General features: G+C 56.0%; 24 protein-coding genes. 10 read left to right on the top strand and 14 right to left on the bottom strand.

From position 1 onward, the window contains the following. Positions 1–42: 42 nt before the first annotated feature. The 8 genes from K7H09_RS15820 to hemN form a co-directional block, all read right to left on the bottom strand. A complete protein-coding gene (locus tag K7H09_RS15820) occupies positions 43–1,305 on the bottom strand; it encodes a molybdopterin molybdotransferase MoeA (RefSeq protein WP_230805168.1) in 1,263 nt (420 codons plus the stop codon). Then, complete coding sequence (moaB, locus tag K7H09_RS15815; RefSeq protein ID WP_230805166.1) at positions 1,302–1,880, bottom strand: molybdenum cofactor biosynthesis protein B; 579 nt, start codon at positions 1,878–1,880, stop codon at positions 1,302–1,304. The genes K7H09_RS15820 and moaB overlap by 4 nt, the downstream gene beginning before the upstream one ends. Positions 1,881–1,915: 35 nt before the next feature. Continuing rightward, positions 1,916–2,737, bottom strand: coding sequence for a peptidylprolyl isomerase (locus K7H09_RS15810; protein WP_230805165.1), 822 nt, complete (start codon positions 2,735–2,737; stop codon positions 1,916–1,918). Positions 2,738–2,777: 40 nt separating this feature from the next. After that, entirely contained in the window at positions 2,778–3,470 is a 693-nt protein-coding gene (gene narI, locus K7H09_RS15805) for a respiratory nitrate reductase subunit gamma (protein ID WP_027959390.1), read from the bottom strand. Positions 3,471–3,483: 13 nt separating this feature from the next. Beyond that, positions 3,484–4,296 (bottom strand): nitrate reductase molybdenum cofactor assembly chaperone, encoded by an 813-nt coding sequence (gene narJ, locus K7H09_RS15800; protein ID WP_230805162.1) that lies wholly within the window; start codon positions 4,294–4,296, stop codon positions 3,484–3,486. Continuing rightward, on the bottom strand, positions 4,289–5,851 hold the full coding sequence (gene narH / locus K7H09_RS15795; protein ID WP_009286654.1) for a nitrate reductase subunit beta: 1,563 nt from the start codon (positions 5,849–5,851) through the stop codon (positions 4,289–4,291). The genes narJ and narH overlap by 8 nt, the downstream gene beginning before the upstream one ends. Then, complete coding sequence (locus K7H09_RS15790; RefSeq protein ID WP_230805160.1) at positions 5,848–9,630, bottom strand: nitrate reductase subunit alpha; 3,783 nt, start codon at positions 9,628–9,630, stop codon at positions 5,848–5,850. The genes narH and K7H09_RS15790 overlap by 4 nt, the downstream gene beginning before the upstream one ends. 174 nt (positions 9,631–9,804) lie before the next feature. Next, positions 9,805–11,190 (bottom strand): oxygen-independent coproporphyrinogen III oxidase, encoded by a 1,386-nt coding sequence (hemN, locus tag K7H09_RS15785; protein ID WP_230805159.1) that lies wholly within the window; start codon positions 11,188–11,190, stop codon positions 9,805–9,807. A 269-nt stretch (positions 11,191–11,459) separates the two neighbouring features. Between hemN and ubiU the strand changes: the two genes are divergently transcribed. The 7 genes from ubiU (at position 11,460) to K7H09_RS15755 (ending at position 17,499) form a co-directional block, all read left to right on the top strand. Beyond that, complete coding sequence (gene ubiU, locus K7H09_RS15780; protein ID WP_230805157.1) at positions 11,460–12,455, top strand: ubiquinone anaerobic biosynthesis protein UbiU; 996 nt, start codon at positions 11,460–11,462, stop codon at positions 12,453–12,455. A gap of 9 nt (positions 12,456–12,464) precedes the next feature. Continuing rightward, positions 12,465–13,412: a U32 family peptidase gene (locus tag K7H09_RS15775; protein WP_230805156.1), complete on the top strand. Its 948-nt coding sequence runs from the start codon at positions 12,465–12,467 to the stop codon at positions 13,410–13,412. Positions 13,413–13,548: 136 nt separating this feature from the next. Further along, complete coding sequence (locus tag K7H09_RS15770; RefSeq protein WP_330165621.1) at positions 13,549–15,300, top strand: ribonucleoside triphosphate reductase; 1,752 nt, start codon at positions 13,549–13,551, stop codon at positions 15,298–15,300. A gap of 44 nt (positions 15,301–15,344) precedes the next feature. Continuing rightward, the gene (gene nrdD / locus K7H09_RS24475) at positions 15,345–15,509 is read left to right on the top strand and encodes an anaerobic ribonucleoside-triphosphate reductase (protein WP_027959384.1); all 165 of its coding nucleotides are present in this window, start codon (positions 15,345–15,347) and stop codon (positions 15,507–15,509) included. 70 nt (positions 15,510–15,579) lie between these two features. Next, positions 15,580–16,329, top strand: a complete 750-nt coding sequence (locus K7H09_RS15765) for an anaerobic ribonucleoside-triphosphate reductase activating protein (RefSeq protein WP_141441127.1) — start codon at positions 15,580–15,582, stop codon at positions 16,327–16,329. Positions 16,330–16,448: 119 nt separating this feature from the next. Continuing rightward, positions 16,449–16,895, top strand: coding sequence for an Rrf2 family transcriptional regulator (locus K7H09_RS15760; RefSeq protein WP_022523538.1), 447 nt, complete (start codon positions 16,449–16,451; stop codon positions 16,893–16,895). 127 nt (positions 16,896–17,022) lie between these two features. Then, entirely contained in the window at positions 17,023–17,499 is a 477-nt protein-coding gene (locus tag K7H09_RS15755) for a DUF4870 family protein (RefSeq protein ID WP_230805155.1), read from the top strand. Between the two features lie 72 nt (positions 17,500–17,571). Here K7H09_RS15755 and K7H09_RS15750 read toward each other — a convergent pair whose 3' ends face one another. Beyond that, positions 17,572–18,783, bottom strand: coding sequence for an NnrS family protein (locus K7H09_RS15750; RefSeq protein ID WP_141441129.1), 1,212 nt, complete (start codon positions 18,781–18,783; stop codon positions 17,572–17,574). A 264-nt stretch (positions 18,784–19,047) separates the two neighbouring features. On the opposite strand from K7H09_RS15750, the gene hmpA reads away from it, so the two are divergent. Continuing rightward, entirely contained in the window at positions 19,048–20,220 is a 1,173-nt protein-coding gene (gene hmpA, locus K7H09_RS15745; RefSeq protein WP_141441130.1) for an NO-inducible flavohemoprotein, read from the top strand. Positions 20,221–20,276: 56 nt separating this feature from the next. Here the strand turns inward: hmpA and ubiT are convergent, their stop codons facing one another. After that, positions 20,277–20,747, bottom strand: a complete 471-nt coding sequence (ubiT, locus tag K7H09_RS15740) for a ubiquinone anaerobic biosynthesis accessory factor UbiT (protein ID WP_422822632.1) — start codon at positions 20,745–20,747, stop codon at positions 20,277–20,279. 228 nt (positions 20,748–20,975) lie between these two features. Here ubiT and K7H09_RS15735 point away from each other — a divergent pair, with 228 nt between their 5' ends. Next, on the top strand, positions 20,976–21,542 hold the full coding sequence (locus K7H09_RS15735) for a cytochrome c oxidase subunit 3 family protein (RefSeq protein ID WP_041158446.1): 567 nt from the start codon (positions 20,976–20,978) through the stop codon (positions 21,540–21,542). A 15-nt stretch (positions 21,543–21,557) separates the two neighbouring features. Continuing rightward, positions 21,558–21,860, top strand: a complete 303-nt coding sequence (locus tag K7H09_RS15730) for a cytochrome C oxidase subunit IV family protein (protein ID WP_022523543.1) — start codon at positions 21,558–21,560, stop codon at positions 21,858–21,860. Between the two features lie 40 nt (positions 21,861–21,900). Here the strand turns inward: K7H09_RS15730 and K7H09_RS15725 are convergent, their stop codons facing one another. The 4 genes from K7H09_RS15725 to K7H09_RS15710 all read right to left on the bottom strand — a co-directional run bounded on the left by K7H09_RS15725 (position 21,901) and on the right by K7H09_RS15710 (position 26,295). Further along, positions 21,901–22,098: a hypothetical protein gene (locus K7H09_RS15725; RefSeq protein WP_141441132.1), complete on the bottom strand. Its 198-nt coding sequence runs from the start codon at positions 22,096–22,098 to the stop codon at positions 21,901–21,903. A gap of 11 nt (positions 22,099–22,109) precedes the next feature. Beyond that, on the bottom strand, positions 22,110–24,053 hold the full coding sequence (locus K7H09_RS15720) for a nitric oxide reductase activation protein NorD (protein ID WP_230805154.1): 1,944 nt from the start codon (positions 24,051–24,053) through the stop codon (positions 22,110–22,112). A gap of 9 nt (positions 24,054–24,062) precedes the next feature. Beyond that, positions 24,063–24,875 carry a CbbQ/NirQ/NorQ/GpvN family protein gene (locus K7H09_RS15715; protein ID WP_009286643.1) on the bottom strand — a complete coding sequence of 271 codons (813 nt, stop codon included), beginning with the start codon at positions 24,873–24,875 and terminating at the stop codon, positions 24,063–24,065. Positions 24,876–24,939: 64 nt separating this feature from the next. Next, a complete protein-coding gene (locus K7H09_RS15710) occupies positions 24,940–26,295 on the bottom strand; it encodes a cbb3-type cytochrome c oxidase subunit I (protein ID WP_088701533.1) in 1,356 nt (451 codons plus the stop codon).

Raw genomic sequence — 26,295 nt, 5'->3', positions numbered from 1 at the left:
ATGAAAAAAAACGAGGTCAGTGGCCACGATAGGAAAAGCTGTTCAAGCGGCGAACTGATTGATGGGGTAATAGTGATAGGTGGCCCCTTCAGTTACCTCCGTGGCGGGGTTGATCATTAAATAACCATGGGCCTGGCTAGCCGCGCTGAGCATATGTGAGCCCTGCCCGCCCGCTAGCTGCGCCACGGGAGCCCCCTGTGACCAATCCATCACCACCCGTAGTAGCTCGCAGCGCCCCTGGGGGCCACGCTGAGAAAAGCCCGCTTTTACCGGATAACGCTGTAGAGCCGCTACGGCTCTACCTTGCATGGCATGGATAAACGGCAGCGCCAGCAGATGCCAGCCCACCAGGGAGGCCACAGGATTACCCGGCAGCGCCATTAACGGTGTGGAAGAGGCAGGCTCCGCGCCCAGATAACCGAACGCAAAGGGCTTCCCTGGCTTCATGGCGACACCATGAAAATGTAAGCCACCGCGCTGCTCGATCACTGGGCGTACATGATCCTCCTCGCCTACCGAAACGCCTCCGGTGCACATCACCACATCCGCAACGGTTTGTGCGTGCTCAAAGGCCTGATGCAATGACTGCGGTGAATCAGCGATGATGCCCAAATCCAGCACGTCGCACTGAGCTTGCGCTAGCAGTACGTTAAGCATGGCGCGGTTGCTGTCGTATACCTGTCCCGGTGATCGCACTGTACCTGGGGCAATCAGCTCATCGCCGGTAGAAAGCAGCGCCACCCTCAGACGCCGTTTGACAGTCACGGCATTGATTCCATGGCTTGCCAGCAGCGCAATCGACGCGGCATCAAGAAGCTTACCCGCAGCGAGCAGCGGGGTGCCTATGCGAGTCTCCTCGCCTTGGCGACGAATGTTAGCGCCTAGCACCAAGCTACCCTCGAGGTGTATATGCCCGCGCGGATCAAGAGTCACCCGCTCTTGAGGCACCACAATATCTGCCCCCATGGGCACCGGCGCGCCGGTAAAAATACGCGCGCAGCCTACTTCCGGTAGCAGCATGACGCCTGCGCCAGCTGGTACGCGTTGGAGAATGGGTAAGCCTGCGCCGCGAGGTGCCGCTTGGTAATCAGCCAGACACAGCGCGTAACCATCCATAGCGCTATTGTCCACGCCCGGCATATCGAGAGGTGCGACCAGCGTTTCTGCCAGCACTCGCCCTGTCGATTGTTCTAGGGTGATGGTTTCTACTGCATTAATGGGCGTGGCTGCGTCGATAAGCCGTTGGCGCGCATCAAACAGATCTAACAAGCCGGGCGTGACTATTTCTGCGCAGTGACAGTTCATAAGCGCTCCACCTCATTGGAAGAAGTCGCTGTGTGACGTCCACTGCACGGGGTCGCTGAAGGCAGCACCATGGCGGCGAAGTTGCAGGGCCGAGTGCGGGAGTCCAGCTGCAAAGCAATAATCCTGTCCCACGCCAAGGCACACGCTTTGGGCGAACCGGGCATCGCAAATATCATCGTTCGGTTGGCCACCCCCGCTACGGCGCGAGACTGGATCGTCGCTGTGCCGATTGTTTTCAGGGAGTAGTGGCGGAACAGCTCGCCATACCCCTCAATCGCTTTGTCGAACAGCGGTATCAACGCCTCGGGAGTGGTATCCCGGGCGGTAAAGCCAGTGCCGCCATTAACCAGAATCGCGTGGACATCCGTTCGCGCAATCCACTCCGAGACCACAGCACGAACCTGGTAGATATCATCAGAAACGATGCGCCTCTCGACCAGGATATGGCCGCTTTCGCTCAGATGTTCAACCAGCAGGTCACCGCTACCATCCTCGTCGAAACCACGGGTATCGGAAACCGTTAGCACCGCGATGCCGAGCGAAGTGAAAAGAGCATCTACAGGAACATGGGACATCAAGCCTCTCCTATTAGCTTTGCTATTGCTTCAAGCTATTGCATCAAGCTGCCGCCAGCATCGTCATCCAGAACAATCCCTTCGACGCCTATTTCGCTCTCTAACGCCAGCAAATAGTGACGCAGCGCACGTCGAGTTGCCTGTTCCCGTAGGCTATGGCGCACCCGGTCAATCACTTGATCGAAAGGTAACGCCCTACCTTCTCGCCGCTCGTCAATACTCACCACATGCCAACCATAGCGAGACGCCAAGGGGCGCTCGTGTAGACCTTCGGGTAAGTGCTGCAAAGCGCGATCCAACTCCGGAACAGTCTGCCCTGACACCAGCCAGCCCAAATCACCATCCAGCTCTTTTGAAGGGCACGCGGAGTGGTGTTGAGCAAATTCGGCAAACCGTTCGGGTATCTGCTTAAGCTGTTCGAGTAGCTTTTCACCAAGCTGGTAAGCGTCGTCGCGACCCTGGGAGTCATCGGGTGCGGCCGCGAGCAGGATATGCCGAACGCGTAACTGCACTGGTTCGCTGAAGCGCTCGCGGTGGGTCTCAAAAAAGCGCTGGCAATCTGTTTCCCCCGGTTCCGGCACCTCAAGCTCCTGTTCGAGCAAGGCAGCAATCGCCGCATCTTCCTGTGCTTCGTTAGTTTCCTGCCTCGACAGTAGGCCCAGGACGTTGGCTCGCTGGCGCAGCAGTTCCCTGACCACCAGGGCGCGGGCCGCCTGAAGCTGGGCCTCCCCCGCCGTTTCGGCGGGGTGGTACTGCATCTCCAACGCAATCGTTGCTTCATCGATAGGGGTGTCGCCGACACGTACCGGAGGCGCAGCAACGCCCCCAGGTAGCTGTTCGATATCAATCATCTGCATGTTATTTCTCCTCTAGGCCTGGCCGAGCACAAGCCAGTTTTTAGCCACGACGGCGGACAAGCTGATAGCGCCGGGTTACATAGCCGAACGGCGCGCTCCACACATGCACCAGCCGCGAAAACGGGAACAGCAGGATGATGGTTAAGCCGATAAAGATATGCAGTTTGTAGATCCACGACACTTCCTGCATGTAATCCGCTGCGCCGCCGCTGAAGAAGACAATCGACTGCGCCCAGCTGGAGAGTGTCAGCATCATCTCACCGTCCATATGGCCCAACGAGAAGATGATGGTCACCATGCCAAGGCACGCCTGTAAGACGATCAAGCCCAGGATCAAGGTATCCATCATGCTCGACGACGCCTTTACGCGTGGGTTGGCCAGGCGACGATAGAGCAACATGGCGCCGCCCACCACGCACATGGCACCGGCAATACCGCCCACCACGATAGCTACTAGCTGTTTAGTACCGGCGTGCAGGAACGGCGCATAAACCCAGTGCGGTGTAAGCATGCCCACCAGATGGCCGAAGAAAATCACGATAATACCGATATGAAACAGGTTGCTGCCCAGGCGCATATTCTTTGAAGAGAGCATCTGGCTAGAACCGGTCTTCCAGGTGTACTGACCATGATCAAAACGGAGCAGGCTGCCCAGCAGAAACACCGTGCCCGCGAGATAGGGGTAGTAACCGTAGATCAGATGGGTTAAGTAATGCGCAATCGCGTCATACATGGTGATTCTCCTATTAACGATCGGCGGAAGGAGCGGAAGAGGCATTTAGAGACGGAGCAGGCATAATGCGTACCGGCTGGCTCTGAACGGTGTGTTTGCGCTCGGCCAAGCGACGCCCTTCGGCAGACTGCAGCGCGCAATCTTCGTCAGAGGTTGCCGAGAAACGCACCGCTTCTTCTTCCCATACGGCGTCCAAGGCTTCGGGGGTGTTATCAGGCACTTCTTTCTTGACCTGGGGCCGATGCTCTTCGACATCACCCTCGGCGCCGATTAACGCCAATAGTGAAAACGGTACCAGCGCGTGATCCGCCCCCCGCTCCTCCAGCCGTGCCGTCAGCAACGCCAGAATATGGCGTATTTCGCCCAACCAGCGGCCGATCTCGGCTTCATCGCACAGCGAAAGATATTCAAGAAACACCGGTAGATGATCGGGCAGTTCACGGGCATCCAGCTCAAAACCGGCCGCGCTGTATTCGGCCATGAGGTCCACCATGGCCTGGCCACGGTCACGTGATTCACCGTGAACGTGCTCGAATAGCAGCAGCGACGTGGCCCGCCCCTTATCGAACATGGCGACGTACTCGGCCTGCAGCTCAAGCAGGTCGCCCTCTTGGAGACGCTGACACCACTCCATTAGCGACGATTTGAGAGCCGCCCCCAGGCGGCGCTCGGCATTGAGAATTTCGATGAGCTCACCGCTGGCATCCTGCAGTTCCTGGGTCGGGTAATCGAGCAGGCGGGCCAGTACGCGTAGGCTACGCATACCCTGTAGCGGTTCGAACGACGGCTCTACCGGGGTCGGCGATTGGGTAGCGGCTTCAGTCATGACGAGACTCCTCAAGTTGTGGCTGCGGGTCGAAGACCTCTACCGGTTTTACCAAAACGCTGGTCTGCTTACGGCCGTTAAATAGGTTGGGCTGGCTCTCACCGTGGCAACCATCACCAAAGGTAAAGCCGCATCCTCCGCGTTCCGGGAAGGCTTCGGTGGCCATTTCCCGATGGCTGGTGGGGATCACAAAACGATCCTCATAGTTGGCAATGGCCAGGTAGCGGTACATTTCTTCCACCTGGGCTACGCTCAGACCTACGGCGTCGAGCACCTCGGCATTAGGGGCGCCATCCACGTGCTTGCCGCGCATGTAGACACGCATCGCCATCAAGCGCTTGAGTGCCAATACCACGGGCTCCTCTTCACCGGCTGTCAACAGGTTGGCCAGGTACTTCACCGGGATACGCAGTGATTCGATCTTGGGCAGGATGCCATCGAACTCTACATGCCCCGCCTCAGCGGCGGACTGAATCGGCGACAGCGGCGGCACGTACCACACCATCGGCAGCGTGCGGTATTCCGGGTGCAGCGGCAGCGCCAATCCCCAGTCGATAGCCATCTTGTAAACCGGTGAGGCCTGGGCGGCTTTGATGACGTTATCCTGGATGCCATCCCGCTTGGCCTGGGCAATCACTTCCGGATCGTTGGGATCTAGGAAAATCTCGCACTGGCGGTGGTAGAGATCACGCTCGTCAGGGGAGCTTGCCACTTCCTCGATCCGATCAGCGTCATACAGCAGCACGCCGAGATAGCGAATGCGGCCCACACAGGTCTCGGAGCAGATGGTCGGCTGACCGGCCTCGATACGCGGGTAGCAGAAGATACACTTCTCGGACTTACCGCTTTTCCAGTTGTAGTAGATCTTCTTGTAGGGACAGCCGGAGATACACATACGCCAGCCACGGCACTTGTCCTGGTCGATTAGAACGATACCGTCCTCTTCCCGCTTGTAGATCGCACCACTGGGGCAAGCCGCTACACAGGTTGGGTTCAAGCAGTGCTCGCACAGGCGCGGCAGATACATCATGAAGGTGTTTTCGAACTGGCCGTAAATATCTGCCTGCACCTTGTCGAAGTTGGCGTCTTTGCGCCGCTTGGCGAACTCGGTGCCAAGAATCTCTTCCCAGTTCGGGCCCCATTCGATCTTTTTCATACGCTGACCGGAAATCAGCGAGCGCGGACGCGCCACCGGCTGGTGCTCACCGATCTTGGCGGTATGCAGGTGTTGGTAGTCGAAAGTGAACGGCTCATAGTAGTCATCCATCTCGGGCAGGTCGGGGTTGGCGAAAATGTTCGCCAGCACCCGCCATTTGCCACCAATACGCGGTTCAATCCGACCATCGTTACGGCGCATCCAGCCGCCCTTCCACTTGGCCTGGTTTTCCCACTCTTTGGGATAGCCGATACCGGGCTTGGTCTCGACATTGTTGAACCAGGCGTACTCCATACCTTCGCGACTGGTCCAGACATTTTTGCAGGTCACCGAACAGGTGTGGCAACCAATACACTTATCAAGATTGAGAACCATGCCTACCTGGGAACGAATTTTCATTTCACGGCCTCCTGAACGCTGTCATTGCCTTCACCATCCAGCCAGTCAACGTGTTTCATCTTGCGCACTAACACGAACTCATCGCGATTTGAGCCGACGGTGCCGTAGTAATTAAAACTGTAAGAGAGCTGCGCGTAGCCGCCGATCATATGGGTTGGCTTGGGGCAGACACGGGTGACCGAGTTGTGAATACCGCCCCGCGTACCGGTGACCTCAGAGCCAGGGACGTTCACGTTGCGCTCCTGGGCGTGGTACATCATCACCATGCCCGCCTTGACCCGCTGGCTGACCACTGCCCGCGCGGCAATCGAGCCGTTGGCGTTGTAGACCTCGATCCAGTCGTTGTCCTCGATATCGATCTCAGCCGCGTCCGCCTCGGAGAGCCACACCACCGGGCCGCCTCGGTTAAGCGTCAACATCAGCAGGTTGTCCGAGTAAGTGGAGTGGATGCCCCACTTCTGGTGCGGCGTGAGAAAGTTCAGCGCCTTGCTCTTGAAGCCGTTGTCGGCGGGAAGCTGGAAGCCTTTGGCCGCCTTGGTATCGATGGGCGGACGATAGACCAGCAGGCTTTCACCGAAAGCGCGCATCCAGGCATGATCCTGATAGAACTGCTGACGACCACTCACGGTGCGCCAGGGAATCAGCTCGTGAACGTTGGTGTAACCGGCGTTATAGGAGACATGCTCATCCTCGAGGCCAGACCAGGTCGGGCTGGAGATAATCTTGCGCGGCTGGGCGACGACATCGCGGAAGCGGATTTTTTCGTCATGTTTGGGCCTTGCCAGGTGGGTATGGTCACGCCCGGTAATTTTGGAGAGTGCATCCCACGCTTTTACTGCCACGGCGCCGTTGGTTTCTGGTGCCAGGGTCAGAATCATCTCGGCGGCATCGATAGCGCTGTCGATCAACGGACGCCCTTTATGCGGGCCATCCAGCTTGCGATGGTTGAGTTTGCCCAGCAGCTCGACTTCAGCATCGGTATTCCAAGCGATACCCTTGCCGCCGTTACCAATGCTTTCCAGCAGCGGCCCAACAGAAGTGAAGCGCTCATAGGTTTCGGGATAGTTGCGCTTGACCTCAATCAGCGATGGCATGGTCTTGCCGGGAATCGGCGCGCATTCGCCCTTCTTCCAATCCATCACCGCCGGCTGGGCCAACTCTCCTGGCGAGTCGTGCTGCATCGGCAGCGTGACCAGGTCGGTCTCTTCTCCCAGGTGGCCTACACACACCTTGGAAAACGCTTTGGCAATACCCTTGTAAATATCCCAGTCGCTGCGCGATTCCCAGGCCGGGTCGGTGGCGGCAGTCAAGGGGTGAATAAAGGGGTGCATATCAGAAGTGTTAAGGTCGTCCTTCTCATACCAGGTCGCCGTCGGCAGCACGATATCCGAGTAGAGGCAGGTGGTGGACATGCGGAAATCCAGCGTCACCAGCAGGTCGAGCTTGCCTTCCGGCGCCTCGTCACGCCATACCACTTCTTCGGGCTTCTGGCCGCCGAAGTCGCCCAGATCTTTACCCTGAATACCGTGGCGAGTACCCAGCAGGTACTTGAGCATGTACTCATGGCCCTTACCGGAACTACCCAGCAGGTTGGAGCGCCAGATGAACATATTACGCGGGAAGTTCTCTGGTGCATCCGGGTCTTCCGCGGCAAAGCGCAGTTCACCGCTCTTGAGCTGCTGAACGGCATAGTCGGCAGTGGACATACCCGCGGCTTCGGCTTTTTTCGCTAGGCGTAGCGGGTTAGTGTCCAGTTGAGGTGCTGACGGCAGCCAGCCCATGCGCTCAGCACGCACGTTAAAGTCAATCAGGCTACCGGGGTAATCCTCGGCCTTGGCCAACGGCGAAAGAATTTCTTTAATCTCGAGCTTCTCGTAGCGCCACTGGGAGGAGTGACTATAGAAGAAGGAAGTAGAGTTCATATGGCGCGGCGGGCGCTGCCAGTCGAGGCCAAAGGCCAAAGGCGTCCAGCCAGTCTGCGGACGCAGTTTTTCCTGACCAACGTAGTGGGCCCAGCCGCCACCGTTCTGACCGATACAACCACACATGACCAGCATGTTAATCAGGCCGCGGTAGTTCATATCCATGTGGTACCAGTGGTTCATACCGGCACCAACGATGATCATGCTACGGCCGTTGGTTTTATGGGCGTTGTCGGCAAATTCACGGGCAATGCGGGTGCACTGCTCTGCAGGGACACCGGTGATTTTCTCCTGCCACGCGGGGGTATAGGGGCAAATCTGATCAAACGAGGTCGCGCCATCATCTTCGCCGTCGCCGACAAAGCCACGGTCGATACCGTAGTTGGCACACATCAGATCAAAAACGGTGACCGCCAGCATTTCGCTGCCATCGGCTCTCTTCAAGCGTTTGGCGGGCAAATTGTGGAACAGCAGGTCGTCAGCAGCACCAACACCGGCCCCTTTTACGTGCTCAAAGTGCTCGTGCTCGATGCCACCGAAGTAAGGGAACGCCACGCGCGCGACGCTATCGTAGTGGTTGACCAAGCTGAGTAACGGCTTGATTTCAGCGCCTGCGGCGTCCAGCGATTCCAGGTTCCACTTGCCCACTTCGTCGCCGGTTTCGCCCCAGCGAAAACCGATGGAACCCCGTGGTACCACCAGCTGGTCACGGGTTTCGTCCCAGGCAACGGTTTTCCACTCGGGATTGTTTTCCTGGCCCAGGGCAGCATCAAAATCACTCGCACGCAGTTGGCGGCCCGGTGCGAAGCTGCCATCTTCACGCACTTCCAGTTCCACCAGGAACGGCATGTCGGTATAGCGGCGTACATAGTCAGTGAAGTAAGCACTGGGGTTATCGAGGTGGAACTCTTTGAGGATGACATGGCCCATGGCCATCGCCAGGGCGGCATCGGTGCCCTGTTTGGCGGACAGCCATTCGTCGGTGAGTTTGGAGACTTCGGCATAATCCGGAGTGATCGAAACCGTCTTGGTGCCCTTGTAACGTACTTCGGTAAAGAAGTGGGCATCCGGGGTACGCGTCTGGGGCACGTTGGAGCCCCAGGCGATGATGTAGCCGGAGTTGTACCAGTCAGCGGACTCAGGTACGTCGGTCTGCTCGCCCCAGGTCATCGGTGAGGCTGGGGGCAAGTCGCAATACCAGTCGTAGAAGCTCATGCAGACGCCGCCAATCAGCGAGAGGTAGCGGCTACCCGCGGCGTAGCTGACCATCGACATGGCAGGAATCGGCGAGAAGCCAAGAATACGGTCGGGGCCATACTGCTTGGCGGTGTAAACGTTAGAGGCCGCCACCAGCTCGTTGAGCTCGTCCCAGTTTCCGCGAACGAAGCCGCCCATGCCGCGAGCACGCTTGTACTGTTTGGTCTTGGCGGGGTCTTCGACAATAGACGCCCAGGCGTCGACCGGGTCTGGGTTAGCCTTGAGCGCTTCGCGCCATAGCGCCAGCAGCGGCTTGCGGATCAACGGGTACTTGAGGCGGTTAGCGCTGTACAGATACCAGGAGTAGCTGGCACCGCGTGGGCAGCCACGCGGCTCATGGTTAGGCAGGTCGGGACGGGTACGGGGGTAGTCAGTCTGCTGGGTTTCCCAGGTAACTAAACCGTTTTTGACGTAGATCTTCCAGCTACAGGAGCCGGTGCAGTTCACCCCGTGGGTGCTACGCACTACCTTGTCGTGTTGCCAGCGGGCACGATAACTATCTTCCCACTGGCGGGATTCGCTGCGTAGCTCACCGTGTTCGTTGGCAAAAGGCTCGCGGGACTTGCGGAAAAAATTCAGCCGATCTATGAAGTGACTCATGGTCGATCTCCAGGCTCCTCGGAAATTTGCATACCCGACAGTGCGGGTTCCATGGAGTGGATTCTGCGTGATCGACAAGCGAATTACTGCGTGATTACCTCCATATACACCCTATCTACCCCCAAGGTGATAGAGCGGCCAACGTAAAGGAATAGACGGTTGGCGCTGTAGAAATTACACCGTGCGCGAATAACGGTTTTCCGTTGGTTTCAGGTAGGCGTCGAACGCCATGGCCAGGTTGCGGATCATCAATCGCCCCGACGGCAGCACCTCGATTTCATGGTCGCGCAAAGCAATTAGTCCGTCGTCCGCCATCTCTTCGAGGCTCGCCAAGGCACTCGCGAAGTAGCTGCGAAAATCGATATTGTGCCGGGCTTCGATAGCGGCAAATTCAAGTCGGCCGTGACACATCAGAGTATTAATGACATCGCGGCGCAGGCGGTCGTCATCGCTAAGGCGATAGCCACGGAAGACCGGTAAACGCCCTTCATCCAAGCGATGCTGATACTGGGCAGTTTCCTTGACGTTTTGGCTATAGGTATCGCCCACCTTGCCAATCGAGGTTATGCCCAGCCCAATCATGTCGCAGTCGGCGTGGGTAGAGTAACCCTGAAAATTGCGCTGCAGAGTGCCATTCTCACGAGCCAGGCTCAGCTCGTCATTCGGAAGGGCGAAGTGATCCATGCCGATGTAGACATACCCTGCGGCCGTCAGGCGGTTAATCGTAAGCTCCAGCAGCTCCAGCTTGCGCTCGGGTGGCGGCATGTCTTCGGGGCGAATTAGCCGCTGAGCTTTAAACAGTTCGGGCAAATGGGCGTAGCTATAAGCGGCAATGCGATCCGGTTGCAGGTCAATAATCTTGGTTAGCGTCGTATCGAAACTCGCCACCGTCTGCAGCGGTAAACCGTAGATCAGGTCAACGCTGACCGATTCAAACCCCGCCTCGCGGGCAGCCTCGACCAGGGATACCACCTGCTCTTCGCTCTGGACGCGATTGACCGCTTGCTGCACGTCGTGATCGAAATCCTGCACACCGAAGCTCAACCGATTGAAGCCCAGCGCGTAGAGCTCGTACACCTGTTCGGGTGTCACGGTGCGAGGGTCTACCTCCAGCGAGAATTCACGCTCTTCAGGTGCGGCGAAGTGAAAGGCTTCGTCCAGCGCCGCCATCAGTTCGCTTAGCTGGGTGTTGCTTAAGTAGGTTGGGGTGCCGCCGCCCAGGTGTAATTGGGTCATTCGCCGAGTGGTATCGAACAGCGCGCCCTGAACACGTGTTTCCTGTGTTAACCACTGGAGGTATTCGGCGGCTCGTTCGGTGTTGTGGGTGATGATTTTGTTGCAGGCGCAGTAGTAGCACAGGCTTTTGCAGAACGGGATATGCACATAGACCGAAAGTGGCTTGGGTTCTGCGGCCCGATTACTGCGCTCGGCGGCGCTACGGTAATCATCCTCGGCAAACGCGGCATGAAACTGGGGCGCAGTGGGATAAGAAGTGTACCGCGGGCCTGGGCGGTCATATTTCTCTACCAGGGGGCGGTTGAAGAGCAGTTCATCTTGCATGATTGGAATAGGTCTCTGAGGAATAGGTCTCTGAAAAGGGGCTCTAGAAGAGTTATCTGAAAAAGGTCTCTGAAAAAGATCTCTTGAAGTGGGTGCAGCAAGCATTGGTTAATATTCATACAATATACGTTTTAAAAACTGCCTGCATCCAGCTTGCCTACTCTGCAGCGTTATCCTCTTTTGAAAGCCACCCCGATATGACCTGTGTCAAAAGCCGACAAAAAATAGGTGACTAAAATGCTCGGACTTTTCCCGCAAGGAGTCTCGCTATGGAGCTTGTATGTCCCGCTGGCAACCTGCCCGCCCTCAAGCGCGCCGTAGATGAAGGTGCCGACGCTGTCTATTTCGGTTTCCAGAACATCACCAACGCACGGCAATTCGCCGGGCTAAACTTTACCGACAAACGTGCCCGCGAGGGGATCGATTACGCCCACCGACATGGCAAACGCGTTTTTTGCGCCATTAATACCTATCCCCAGCCCGATGGCTGGCAACACTGGACTCGGGCCGTAGACCAGGCCGCCGAACTGGGCGTGGATGCGCTGATTCTCGCCGATATGGGACTGCTCGACTACGCTACTCGCCATCACCCCGAGATCTCGCGGCACCTTTCAGTACAGGGTTCGGCGACCAGCCATGAAGCGCTACGCTTTTACCACCAGCATTTCGGCATCAAGCGCGCCGTACTGCCACGGGTGCTGTCAATCACGCAGGTATGCGACCTGGCCAAGCAAACACCGGTAGAACTTGAGGTGTTCGCTTTCGGCAGCCTGTGCATCATGGCCGAAGGACGCTGCTATCTCTCCTCCTATCTGACCGGCGAATCGCCCAATACCCGGGGCGTCTGCTCGCCAGCGGCTCATGTCCGCTGGGAAGAAACGCCTCAAGGCTTAGAGTCGCGCCTTAACAATGTCCTGATCGATCGCTACGCCGAAGGCGAGCGCGCGGGCTACCCCACCCTATGCAAGGGGCGCTTTGAGGTAACGGGTGAGACTTATCATGCCATTGAGGAACCTACCAGCCTCAATACCCTGGAGCTATTGTCGGAGCTACGCGACCTGGGTATCAGCGCGGTCAAAATTGAAGGTCGTCAGCGCAGCCCTGCCTATGTCTCTAAAGTGGCCGGGATCTGGCGTCAGGCGCTCAACCGCCTAGAGGCTCAGCCTGAGCGCTTTGATCCAGAACCCGCCTGGATGGCTGGCCTTGCCGAGCTTTCCGAAGGTGCCATCACTACCCTAGGCGCCTACGAGCGCCGCTGGAAATAGGAGCCTACTATGCCGAACACTACACCTCCCCTATCACCGACCTTATCAACCAGCCCTCTTCAACTCTCCCTCGGGCCGGTGCTTTTTTACTGGACTCGGCAACGCTACACCGACTTCTACCGCGAGGCGGCCGACTGGCCGGTAGAGATTATTACCCTGGGCGAAACTGTCTGCTCGCGGCGTCGCGATATGAAACTGGACGACTGGCTAGGCATTGGGCGCGAGCTCACCCAGGCGGGCAAGCAGGTAGTACTCGCCAGCCAGACCTTGATCGAGTCCGAAGCCGACCTGCGTGACTTGCGCAAGCTGTGTGACAACGGTGATTTTATCGTCGAGGCCAATGACCAAAGCGCCCTGCAACGACTCTCCAGTGCCGGACTGCCGTTCATCGCCGGTGCTGCGCTCAACCTCTACAACCCGGCGACACTGGGCGTTATGGCCCGTGCCGGCATGCGGCGTTGGCAAGCGCCGGTGGAAATGTCACAGCAAGACTTAGCCAAGCTTATTCACGATTGCCACCAGGAAGGCATTTCCCACCCATGCGAAGTATTCGCCTACGGTCATCTCCCTTTGGCTTGGTCGTCACGCTGTTTTACCGCCCGGCGCCATCAAACACCTAAGGATCGCTGCAAGTTTGTCTGTCAAAAATACCCCGAAGGCCTAGTGCTGCGTTCACAAGAGTCTCGCGATGTTTTCACCCTGAACGGTATTCAAACCCTTTCCAGCGCCTGTCAGGATCTACGCCATGAACTTACGGTCATGGCGGATATGGGGGTATCAGTGGCACGTCTCAGCCCACGGGCGGAAGGCATGGCCGAGGTGGTCAAGGCTTTCGACCAGGCCCGCCACGGCAGGTTACCTACGCCCGATCCTTTGACGCTGGTGGATGCTGAAATCTGCGACGGTTACTGGTACGGCCGACCCGGTATGGATAACACCCGCACGATGACCGGCTAAAACAATAGCCTAGGCGCCACCACGCCTTACTATTTTTCCCACCATTTTTGACCTGGGTCATTTATTGCAAAATCCTGAACGCTTACCCTTTAACACCACATATAGTATTTATTTTTATTAAATCTAGCATATATAGGTGAATTGGGTGAAAAGCTCCACAAGCGTTCAGGTAGCAAAGTATCATATTGACGTCGCCTCGACGGTCAATGAGTACCTCCAACGCGCCGACTGGCGTGTTCACGCCAATGCCAACCAGGGCTATTCATTGGGCGGTTTAATCCTCAACGTCTCGGGCAAGTTGATAGCCAACTACTGGCTCGATGAGATTTACCCCCACGCCGTGGGGGAAGCTCATAGGGAAGGTGATTTGCATATTCACGACCTGGATATGTTGTGCGGCTATTGCGCCGGCTGGTCGCTGCGTACTTTGCTTCTAGAGGGATTTAATGGGGTACCGGGACGAGCCGAAAGCCACCCGCCCCGCCACCTTTCAAGTGCCCTGGGGCAAATGGTTAATTTTCTTGGCACCTTGCAGAACGAGTGGGCCGGGGCACAAGCCTTCAGCTCTTTCGATACCTATCTGGCACCCTACGTGCGCAAGGACGGCCTAACCTACGCGCAGGTTAAGCAGGCGCTTCAGGAATTCATCTACAACCTAAATGTACCTTCGCGCTGGGGTAGCCAGACGCCCTTCACCAACCTAACCTTCGACTGGGTCTGCCCCGGCGACTTGCGCCATCAGGTACCGGTTATCGGCGAAGAGGAGCAGCCATTCAGTTACGGCGAACTGCAGGTTGAAATGGACTTGATCAACCGGGCCTATTTGGAAGTCATGGAGGCCGGGGATCGCCACGGGCGTGTGTTCACCTTCCCGATACCCACTTATAACATCACCCATGATTTCGACTGGGAAAGCGACAACGCCGAGCGGCTCTTCGCACTGACCGCCAAGTACGGACTGCCCTACTTTCAAAACTTTCTCAATTCGGATCTGGAACCCCACATGGTGCGTTCCATGTGCTGCCGCCTGCAGCTTGATTTGAGTGAACTGCTCAAACGCGGCAACGGTCTGTTCGGCAGTGCGGAGCAAACCGGATCGTTGGGAGTAGTGACGATCAACTGTGCCCGGTTAGGTTACCGCTTTGCCGGCGACCGGGCCGGGCTGTTCAGCGAGCTGGATCGCCTTCTGTCGCTCGGGCGCGATAGCCTCGAACTCAAGCGCGAGCGCATTCAGCAACTAATGGATCAGGGGCTCTACCCCTTTACCCACCGCTACCTGGGCACGTTACGCAATCATTTCTCTACTCTGGGTGTGAATGGGCTCAACGAAATGGTGCGCAACTTTACTGGGGATCGCTGCGATATCGCCGACGCCCAAGGGCTACAGCTGGCACTGGATCTTCTTGACCACGTTCGGGAGCGGATGCGCGAATTTCAAGAACAGACAGGCCACATGTATAACCTTGAAGCCACCCCGGCAGAGGGCACCACTCACCGCTTTGCCCGGGAGGATCTAACTCGCTTTCCTGACATTCTTCAAGCCGGTACACCCGAGGCGCCCTACTACACCAATTCCAGTCAATTGCCGGTGGGTCATACCGATGATCCCTTTGAGGCACTGAGCCATCAAGACCCCTTACAGACTCGCTATACCGGTGGCACGGTATTGCATCTCTATATGCGCGAACGGATTACCTCGGCCTCCGCCTGTCGTAAGCTGGTTAAAACGGCGCTCTCTCACTTTCGCTTACCCTACCTCACAGTCACCCCCACCTTTTCGATCTGCCCGGTGCATGGCTACCTGTCGGGTGAACATGAGTTCTGCCCCAAGTGCGACGAAGCACTTTGGGCAAAAACGGCGAGCGCAATCGACGCCGCCACGGCTTGAGGCATTTGCCTCACTTTTTCTCAACTCGTTTAAGGAACACGCTAATGCAAACCTCTCAATATGCTAGCTTGCCCACTGAGCAGCGCCAGCGCTGCGAAGTCTGGACCCGCGTCATGGGCTACCACCGCCCGGTAAGTCAGTTCAATATCGGCAAACGTGCCGAACACCAGGAGCGACGCCATTTTACTGAAGCCGCCGCCTCTCGGTAGCTAGCCCTCACTTTTCTCTAACGACAGCTGGGGGGTCTGGCGACAGGCGCCCCAGCAGGGGGATATCACTATGGCTATGCAGACGACACTTGACGACATCACAACTAAATTAGCTTCGGTTCGGCTGCCGATTGCCGGCCTTGTGCCCATGACCACACTGGATTATCCCGATCATCTGGCGTGTGTTGTCTTTCTCCAAGGCTGCCCGCTACGCTGCGGCTACTGCCACAATCCCAACATGATCCCGTCGCGCCGAGGTGAACCCCAAGAGTGGCAAGCGATACGGGAATTCCTGAGCACCAGGCAAGGCCTGCTGGAAGCGGTGGTTTTCAGCGGTGGTGAGCCCACCCTGAATGCCGGTTTGTCCGATGCAGTAAAGGAAGTGAAAGCATTGGGCTTTAAGGTGGGACTACATACCGCCGGCCCTTATCCTGACCGCCTCACCCAGCTATTACCGCACCTTGACTGGGTGGGGCTGGATGTAAAAGGACGCGGAAAAGAGTTTGACCGCATCTGCGGCCGTCCCGGCATCTGGCAGTTGCATGCCCGTAGCTTGGAGGCTTTGCTCGACAGCGGACTCAATTTCGAGTGCCGTACCACCATTCACTGGAAAGATTTTCAGCTTACCGATGTGGAACGCCTGGCACTGAGTCTTGCCGACTGTGGGGTGCGCCACTATGCGCTGCAGGTGGCCCGCAGCGAGCAATGCTTCGATCCCACCTATTCTCAGCCAGTTGCCAATACTCCATCTACAGCTCAGATGAATGCGCTGGTAAGCCGTTTGAAACCGTACTTTGACCAGCTTGAGCTAAGGCAATAACGCTTTCCTTCTTGACTCAGGTCAGCATTAGTACCCCCATGTTCTGATTGCAACTTACTGAACGTTCATACAACATGTTTCTTTTACAGTTGGATTACTCTCGGAGCAAAGCACACTCCATGCATCTCACTCGATTCACCGATTATTCAATACGCGTGTTGATCTTCCTCGCCGTGAAAGGCGAAGAGCGTTCTACTATCAATGAGATCGCAGAGACCTTTGATATTTCTCGCAATCACCTGATGAAAGTCGTTCAGGAGCTTAGCCAGAAGAACTACGTTACCGCTATTCGGGGCAAGAACGGTGGCCTATTGCTCACGCGAGACCCCGCTACTATCGTGCTGGGTAAACTCGTGCGCGAAATGGAACATGGCATGGAGCTAGTCGAGTGCTTTCATAGCGATAACAACTGCATCATCACCCCTTCTTGTCGGCTCCAGCCCATTCTAAACGAAGCATTGTCAGCGTTTCTGGAGGTGCTTGACCGCTATACCTTGGCAGATGTGTTGTCCAATCGTTACCCGCAGTTGGCAGGACTAATGCGTATCCCCACCGTCAATGTCTAACGATCACTAAAAACAACCATATTAATTTCAGCTAAGGAAATTCTGCATAGTTGCTCTACAATAAATGCATTAAAAATGCATTTTAACGCGCTATTAATGATTCCCACTTTGCCGAATGAGGTACTCTATGGCTATCTCCCCATCCTCTATACCCTCCGCATCTCACTCCGCGGCCACTTCAACGTCGACTTCCTCTAATACGTTTAAGAAAAGCCGCGGACGTGGCACGGCTATCGTTGTCTATATGCTCTTTCTGGGTAGCGTATTAGCGGTGGTCACCGCCCCCATAGGGGTACTCATTGCCCACATGAAAAGAAACGATGCCGAGGAGTGGGTCGCTTCCCATTTGCAGTTTCAGATTAGAACGTTTTGGTTAGGGCTATTAGGCGGGGTGTTGTTCACTGCCATTTGGCATCTACTGGGCTGGATCGGGCTACCGGCAGTAGCCCCCTGGGCTCTGGGCTACCTCTATTTTACAGCCTGCCTGATCTGGATGGTGGGCCGTTGCGGGGTAGGCATTACCCGCCTCACCAACAACCGTCCAGTGGCTAACCCACGCAGTCTTGCCTTTGGCGGTGCCCGGGTCACCCTGGCTGATCGCTAATGAGCGTTTGAATACCTCAATGGTTTTAATACGCCTGCATCCGGACGGATGCAGGCGCCATCTATTATTCGTTCAGCCATCCTGACCGTCGACTCGCGCCTGCATCAACGGCCAAGTGTAGTGCACTACGAATATTGCGTAGGCAACGCACCAGAAGATGATGCTCAGCGTATAGGTCCAGTGGGTGATCTGGGGAAATAACGCCAAGACGGGTGAGCGCACCAAGGCGGCTATTAGCATTAAGCCCAGCGCCACACCAATACCGGGCAAAGTGCGTATGGGGCGGCCCGTATGACCTAGCGAAACCCTGGCCATCATGGCCAGCATCATGGTGCCCATGCCACCAATGGTCAGGGCGTGCACGGCAAGTTCAACGCGCATCAGCCCCATGAGTGCCAAGACCCACATGATAAGCCCTAGCGGAATGCAGGCGTAGCTACCGTGCAGCCCCCAAAGTAAAGGTTCACGCCAGCTATGCAGCCCACCCCAGCGCGCCATGCGAACAGTGTTGGCCAACGCCGCCAAGAGCATCACTCCCCCCATTAATAAAGCAGGAATGGCAACCCCCAACATGATGACCAACTGCAGCACGACTACGCCAGCCGTACTCACCAGCGTCACTCCTTCGAGCAAAGCAATAGGTTCAGGTTTGGTGCGGCCCAAACGATTGGCAGTGAACATGGCAATCACACGTCCGCCCACTACGGTCATCATCAGTGTGATTAACAGTACGGCCAAGTAGGCGGCTTGGCGGATCAGCTCGGCGTCACCCTGCATCACCCCTAAGTGCATCGCCAGGTTAGCCGTGGCAAACAGCAACAGCACAGGTATAAAGATCAAGTTGCGCCAACGCTTTGCGGTAATAACCAGACGCGCCATAGTAATGGCGACCACTGGAAGAAATGCAAGGTCAACCGCCAGCAACAGCCATCCTGGCAAATCCATGGGAAAAGCCATCAGCACTCTACCCAATAGCCATAACACCACCAGTCCCAATAGCGGCCCGCCATTTAAGCTCGGCAAGCCTGTCCAGTTTCGTACAGCGGTAAGCAAAAACCCTCCGATCACTGCTGCGGCAAAACCAAACAACATTTCATGCTGATGCCAGAACACCAGGCCGCCATAAGGGCGCAGCAAAATATTGCCATGCCAAAAGCCCAGCCATACCAGTAGAGATAAAATACTGAACAGCGCGGCCAACAGGAAAAAGGGCCGAAAAGCCAGCCGTAACAATGGCAGTTGCTTGAGCTTGGAGGCAGGTTGGGAGGAGGTGATAGTCGACATAGCATAATACCCCACTGAATTACTTGGATTTGCATTGTGCGCTAGGCTAATTACAAAAACCATGACAAGTATCAAAAATGCATCTTATAGACTCAGATAAGCTTCATCGCCGATCAATGACAGGCGCTTTTGCATTATATTCAGGCCTTGTTATTCAAATGGCTAGCAACCCCTCTCCTCAACAAAGCCCCGGCATGGTTGGTATTTATCGCTTTTGGCGTTAAGATGCATATGTAATGAATCTTAACGCTTGAGGTATTATCCGTGCTAACACATGAGCAGGAAAAGCTGATCAACGCGACAGCTCCCGTCGTGGCCGAACACCTGAATGCGATTACACAGCGCTTCTATCCGCTGATGTTTACCCGCTACCCAGAGGTCAAGCCGCTCTTTAATGAGGTTCATCAGCAAAGCGGTGGTCAGCCCCGTGCCCTGGCCAACGCCGTGTTGGCCTATGTGCAACTACGCAGTAATCCAGCTCAGGCGCGTGCTACTCTGGATATTGTGGTCAGTAAACACGTCTCGCTAGGGATTCTTCCCGAGCAGTACCCTATTGTCGGTGAATGCCTGCTGGCAGCGATTGGCGAAGTGCTGGGTGACGCCGTCACCCCGGAAATCGCCGATGCGTGGGGCGCTCTATATAACGAGCTTGCCGCCCTGTTAATTGACCTCGAAGACCAGCGCTATCGTGAGTTTGAGCAGCGCCCGGGGGGATGGCGCGGCACACGCCGTTTCAAGATTGCCAGTACCCATCAGGAAAGTGCTGTAATTCGCTCTTTTATCCTTGAGCCCGAGGATGGAGGACGTGTGGCTGACCATGAGCCAGGTCAGTATATCGGTGTACGTCTAACCATTAATGGCGAGCTGGTTTATCGGCATTACAGCCTCTCAGACACGCCAAATGGCCAAAGCTATCGAATCTCGATCAAACGCGAAGAACAGGGCCAAGTCAGCCGCCACTTCCACGATGTCTTACAACCCGGCGACACCTTGGAACTGTTACCACCAGCAGGTGACCTCACGCTGATTGAAGGTGACGAACCTCTGCTGCTTGCCAGCGGCGGCGTTGGGCAAACGCCCCTGCTCCCCATGGCAAGACATGCCTTGTCCCTTGGGCGGCAAGTCACCTATCTACACGCTGCCCTGGATGCCGACCACCAGGCCTTTAAAGGCGAATTAGAAGCGCTGAAGAGCGAGTATCCTCAACGTCTTAAGGCTGTCCGTATTCATGAGCGCGGCAACGAAGCCGAACATATTGGTCGTATCGACCACAGCTTATTAGCTCACTACCTGCCTGATCTTAAGGCGCGCTGCTATTTCGTCGGCCCCCAAGGATTCATGACAGCGATTAACAGCGCTTTGTCCGAACTGGGTGTCGACGAGGATCGCCGACACTTTGAGCACTTTGGCCCCTCGCGCCCCCTCGACGCAGCTTAATAATGGGCGGCCTCGGGATATCCCGAGGCCGCTTGTGAACATTTCAGAAGCCTGGGTCACTCTTTACGTACCAAACGCTCCAGCCCCAACAACAGTTCCCCCACACGCCCTTGTGCAAGGCCTTCCTCGCAACCGTCAAGTAGATTTTTGAGCGTCAACCCAAGCTCTGTATCCCCTTCAATGATTAAGCGACGCTGGAAAAACAGGCTGTCGGGATCTTCGCGGCGCGTGGCAAGGCACAAGAATTCACGCCAACCTCCCCGAATGGTTGCCTCGCCTTTCTCGCGACATAATATCAAGCGCTGGGATTCAAGCGTCAGACTTAGCGTCACACCTAAATCGGCGATGGTGAGGCTAATGCGCCGACCTTCCAAAGCATCGAATTCCCCCTCTGCAAGCGGCATAGCAAAAGTACGGTTGAGTAAAGGCTCGACTATACGTTGCTTAATTGTAAAAGGTACCCGTGGATCAAGGAGACGTATCAAATGGCTAAGCGTTATAGGAGGGGAAATTGAAAAAGAGGGCATGGATAAAGATAAAGGCAGTAATGACATAACAGTCACTCCGAAGTAAAGGCATTATCGGCAAACACTAGGCCACTGATGCTAAACATTACCGTGGCGCTGGGTAGTGACGCGTGTCAAATAAGAGAAATATTGCACCAAAATTAACATGCATTTAAAATGCACTTAATATATTGACGAAAACTAATGAGCCCTGATACCTCGGCACAACGCTTACCGAGCGGAGTATTAATGAGGCACGACCTGCCCAATCCCGGCTGGGGGCCGCTTTCAGCGCTACCTGGCAATCCACTGATGTGGGTATTGATACTGAGCGAAATGCTGGTTTTCACCGCCTTCTTTGCGCTCTATGCAGGTCAACGCGCCCTTGACCCTGCACTATTCAATGAATCCCAACATCAGCTTGACCCGGTGCTGGGCGGCCTCAATACCCTGGTGCTCTTGACCAGTGGGCTTTTTGTAGCCTTTGCCGTTGAGGCGATAAGCGCTAAGCGCATACAGCGCAGCCGACAGTGGTTAGGCGCCGCTATACTGTTGGGCCTACTGTTCTGTCTCATTAAGGTTTTTGAGTATACAAGTAAGTTTGCCGCTGGAATAACGCCAGAAACGAACGTTTTTTTTGGTTTTTACTATGGTTTAACCGCCTTCCATTTTGCTCACGTTGTGTTCGGCTTAGCGCTACTAGGCTTAGTGAGCTGGCGCACCTCCACCGAGAACGTAGAAACGGCGGCAGCCTTCTGGCATATGGTGGACTTGATTTGGATCCTGCTTTATCCACTGATTTATCTGCTGAGATAATTTTGTGAGGAAACAATGAGGGCACTGCCCGGTACACGACGTTTACTGATTACTTGGGGCGTATTAATGGCGCTAACCCTGGTTTCCATGGTTTCCGCTCGGCTAGATCAGACCACCGACTGGCAGGCGCTTCCCCTATGGTCAGCCGCCATGATAATGATGGCGACCGGTTTCAAAGCCCACTGTGTGCTCATGGTCTATTTAAACTTGCGCGCCGCGACCCCAGCCTGGAAGGGAGTTTTCATTGCCCTGACACTATTAACGTTAACGCTGATTGCCGCGGGCTACCTGGCCGGTCGCTTTCATTTAGTGGGGTAGCCTCACAGGATTGGCTTTAGCGAAGTGCGGAATCAGTACCTCAAGGCCGCTGCGCGGCATTTGCCCAGGCTTCCAGCAACCGACCCAGCCGCATCAAACCATAAACGATAAAGGGAACCAGCAACATCAGCGCCACGCCCCAATCTCGGTTATTGATAAGCCATACCAGCGGCACGACTATCCCTAAAGCGACCAAAGACCACAGACTAATCGCCGCTACGAGGCGCAAGCGCAACATAGATAACCTCCTTAGGAAGCAACAATCTGGCGGTAGATACTCGGCAGCGCCAAGGCGAGATGCTCCGGACGCTGGACAATGGCATAACCACCTCGCCCAAACAGATGAGGAATATAGCGCCCCGCTTCCCGGTCAATCGTTACCCCGAACACGCGCACTTCTTCCCGTCGCGCTTCAAGTACCGCTTTGCGTGTATCCTCTATACCATAACGCCCTTCATAATAGTCGGTATCGTTAGGCTTACCGTCGGTCAGAAGTAACAGTAACCGGTGCCGATTGGGCCGTTTGGCAAGTGCTTGGGAAAGGTGCCGAATAGCGGGCCCCATACGCGTGTAGTGGCCTGGTTTGAGCGCTGCGATCCGCCGTGACACCCGCTCGCCCATTGGCTCATCGAAACTTTTCAGCGTATTGACCCAAACACGGTGACGACGGTGGGAGGTAAAGCTGTGAATGGCATAGTCATCGCCGCACCCCGCAAGGCCGTGCCCCAATACCAGCAGCGCCTCTTTAGCCACATCCAGCACCCGCCGGTCTTCCAGCCAGGCCTCAGTGGAAAGGGATACATCGACCAGGATCGAAACCGCCAAATCTCTCGCCTGGGTACGGCTAGCTTGATAGAGACGGTCGCTGGCTTCACCGGTAGCCGCCAGATCACAGCGGGAGCGAATGACGGCGTCCATATCCAGCTCGCTGCCATCCAGCTGGCCACGTAGCGTCTCACGACGCGGCCTAAGTGCTTCAAACTCGCGTCGGACTCGGCGAATGCGCCGTCTTGTCGTTTCATCCGGCTGCCAGTTCTCCCCCTCCTCGCTCTGGACATCGCTGAGTACCACACAGTGGTCAGGCATATAGATTTTCTTACGATGATTCCATTCCGGATAGGTATGGCGCCCACGCAGCCTTCCCCCACTCACCTCACCCGGCGCCAGATCAAGATCAAGCTTTAGCTTGGAAGCCGCCTTCTTACGGTTAGCACTGAGCACAATTTCATCAATCTGATCGGCCGCCTGTTTGGCCTCATCATCGTCTTCATCCTCTACATGACGATTGAGATTGACCATTTCGGCCCAGGAAAGCATCTTTTCGGATGCATTGAGCATTAAAGAGTCATCGCGGTCGGCCTGATCCTGCTCGCGCCGGTCAGCCTTACGCTTACCGTGGTCATCTTCCGGCGAATCCTTGCCCGCGACCGGTGCCTCATCATCTTCCTGCTCGGTTCGTGCTTGTTTATTAGTCCCCAGGGCTACGGCTTGCCCCCATAGCGGCACCGGAAGTGGCGGCCGGTATCCACGCGGCGCATGGAAGTTGTCCAAAGGAAGGGAGTCATCAAGGATGGCGATATGCATCACTTCGGCCCAGCCTGCCTCGGGCGGCGTTTCTCCCAGCTGGGCACAGAGAACGGATTCAAGCGCTGCTTCCATCGACGGCAAGCGCTTGCGCTGGGGGCGAATGGCCAGCAATGCCTGACATAATCTGGCGTGGCGATGAGCGAGCCCAGGGAAGTGGGCCAACACTGCCCGAGTCGCCCGATTTACTTCACGCAGCTGGAGAAGGCCTTGCTGTAGCGGATCGTCGACGACGTGCACATGCTGGGTCGCCGCCAGGTACGCTACCAGCCAAAGGTAGAGATCCCGGTTCAAGGAAGCCTCGGCGAACAGGGCAATGCGTGGCGGTAACAACAGGCTTTCTTCGTCACGGCGTGCTTGATCGAGCACCTCCTCATCAAGCCCAAGCCTTTGACGTAAGGATAAGCGATGCGACGAACTACGCCCCGCAATAGCAGCAACATCGATACCCGCCTCGCCGCCTCCGGCGCGGAAAAAGACGCCGAGCATAGGCCGCAGCGTTTCAAGGCGCACTGCGGCTTCGGGATGGTCAGGGTAACTTGCCGCACTGGAAGCCCAACGGTGCCAATGGCGGCCTACAAACTCTTCGACTTCAAGAAAATCAAGCATGCCGTGCCCTCACCCAAAGGTTGCTTGAATGGCTTCCATCAGCCCTTCCTGAACATCTGCGTCATCACTCAGCGGCTCCACCAAGGTAGCCCGGGCAGCTTCCAAAATGGGCACCCCGGCAGCAATCAGGGTAGCGCAGTAAACCAATAGGCGAGTAGAAACACCCTCTTCTAAATCCTGTCCCTTCATGGCCCGCAGGCTGGCGGCAAGATTGACCAGCGCGGCGCACTGCTCACCGGGCAAACCACTCTCCCGCGCGACAATATCGCGCTCGACTTTGGGTGGTGGAAAATCAAATGACATGGCCAGGAAGCGCTGGCGGGTACTCGGTTTAAGCGATTTGAGAATATGCTGATAGCCAGGGTTATAAGACACTACCAGCATGAAGTCATCCGGCGCTTCGAGCAGTTCCCCGGTACGTTCCAACGGAAGTAGTCGGCGGTCATCGGTGAGCGGGTGAAGTACCACGGTGACATCTTTACGCGCCTCCACCACCTCATCGAGATAGCAGATCCCCCCTTCGCGCACTGCTCGAGTAAGCGGGCCATCGACCCAGCGGGTCTCGCCGCCCTGTAACAGATAGCGGCCTGTAAGGTCGGCTGAAGTCAGATCGTCGTGACATGAAATAGTGAATAGTGGACGGCCTAGTTTCGCGGCCATATGGCTAACAAAACGTGTTTTACCACACCCGGTGGGGCCTTTAAGTAACAGCGGCAAACGTTGACGAAAGGCGTGCTCAAACATAGCGCATTCGTTGCCGACGTTCTCGTAGAAAGGTATTTCACGCTCATCGATAGGATTAGCGACAGAAGAAAGAGGCATGGGAAGACTCCATTGCCGGAAAATAAATAAAGAAAGTAAAAACGGCCCCGCAGGGCCGTTAAGTTCAGGCCGAGCCTGCCCCAGCGGTAATTTGTGTGCCGCCGGCGGGCACCTGCTCTCGGGCGGGCCCGAAGAAGGAGTAGAGCAACATGATCGCCCCCACTGCCACGGCCACACCAGCGCCCAGACGCATGATGTAGAACAGGCCCAATTGATCCTGCACTTCCATGTAATTCATGCCCAAGACGCGCTGTAAGTGAGTCTGCACGACCCCGGCGAAGGTCAGGGTAAACGTCATGAAGCACATGGCACTGGTGACGATCCAGAAGCCCCACATGTTCAGCACTTGGTTATAAGGCTGCACACGGCGGATCTGCGGCATGGCGTAGGTAATCACGCCAAGAATCAGCATCACATAAGCACCATAGAAAGCTAGATGGCCATGAGCGGCGGTTACCTGAGTGCCATGGCTGTAGTAATTCACGAACGAGAGGGTATGCATAAAGCCCCACACACCAGCGCCGAAAAAGGCAATGGTTGGGCAGCCTAAGGCCCATAGCATGGCCGCTTTATTAGGGTGGTTACGACTGCCCTTCCAGAACATGGTAAAGGCGAATACCACCATGGCGAAGAAAGGCGCCACTTCAAGCGTCGAGAATATACTGCCGATGGGCTGCCAGTAGCCAGGTGCGCCAATCCAGTAGTAGTGGTGCCCGGTGCCCAGCAGGCCGGAGAACAGTGCCAACCCAACAATGATATAGAGCCATTTTTCGATCACTTCGCGATCCACACCGGTCATTTTGATCAGCAGGTAACCCAGCAAGGAAGCCATGATCAACTCCCATACGCCTTCCACCCACAGATGCACCACCCACCACCAGTAGAGTTTATCTACCGCCAGGTTGGTCGGATTGTAGAAAGCGAATAACCAAAACACTGCCGCTAGCCAAAGCCCCAGCATTAACACCAGATTGATAGCGGTCTTGCGGCCCTTGAGCAGCGTCATGCTGGTATTGAAAAGAAACATTAGAAAAGAAATGGTGATGAGTATTTTCACCCAGAACGGTTGCTCAAGAAACTCGCGCCCTTCATGGATACCGAACTGGTAGCCGACCAGAGCAGCGGCGCCAGCAAAAGCAAAGATCGCCAGCTGGATATACGCCAGATTGGGGCTATGGATTTCCCGCTCGGCTTCCTCTGGCATCAGATAGTAGGTACAGCCCATAAAACCAATCAGCAGCCACACAATCAACAGATTGGTATGGCTGACACGCATGATATGAAAGGGCATCACTTCGGCCATAAAGTTGGGCCAAGCATAGACGGTGGCGGCCAGTAGTCCGAAGACTATTTGTAGCGTAAATAGCGCCATGGCCACCATAAAAAAGGGTAAAGCAACCTTCTGGGTTTCATATTTCAT

The organism is Halomonas sp. IOP_14, from assembly GCF_021021315.1.
GTDB classification, from domain to species: Bacteria; Pseudomonadota; Gammaproteobacteria; order Pseudomonadales; family Halomonadaceae; genus Vreelandella; species Vreelandella titanicae.
Note: the sequence above shows the minus strand (reverse complement) of the source record. Positions and strands in the feature narration are given on the sequence as shown.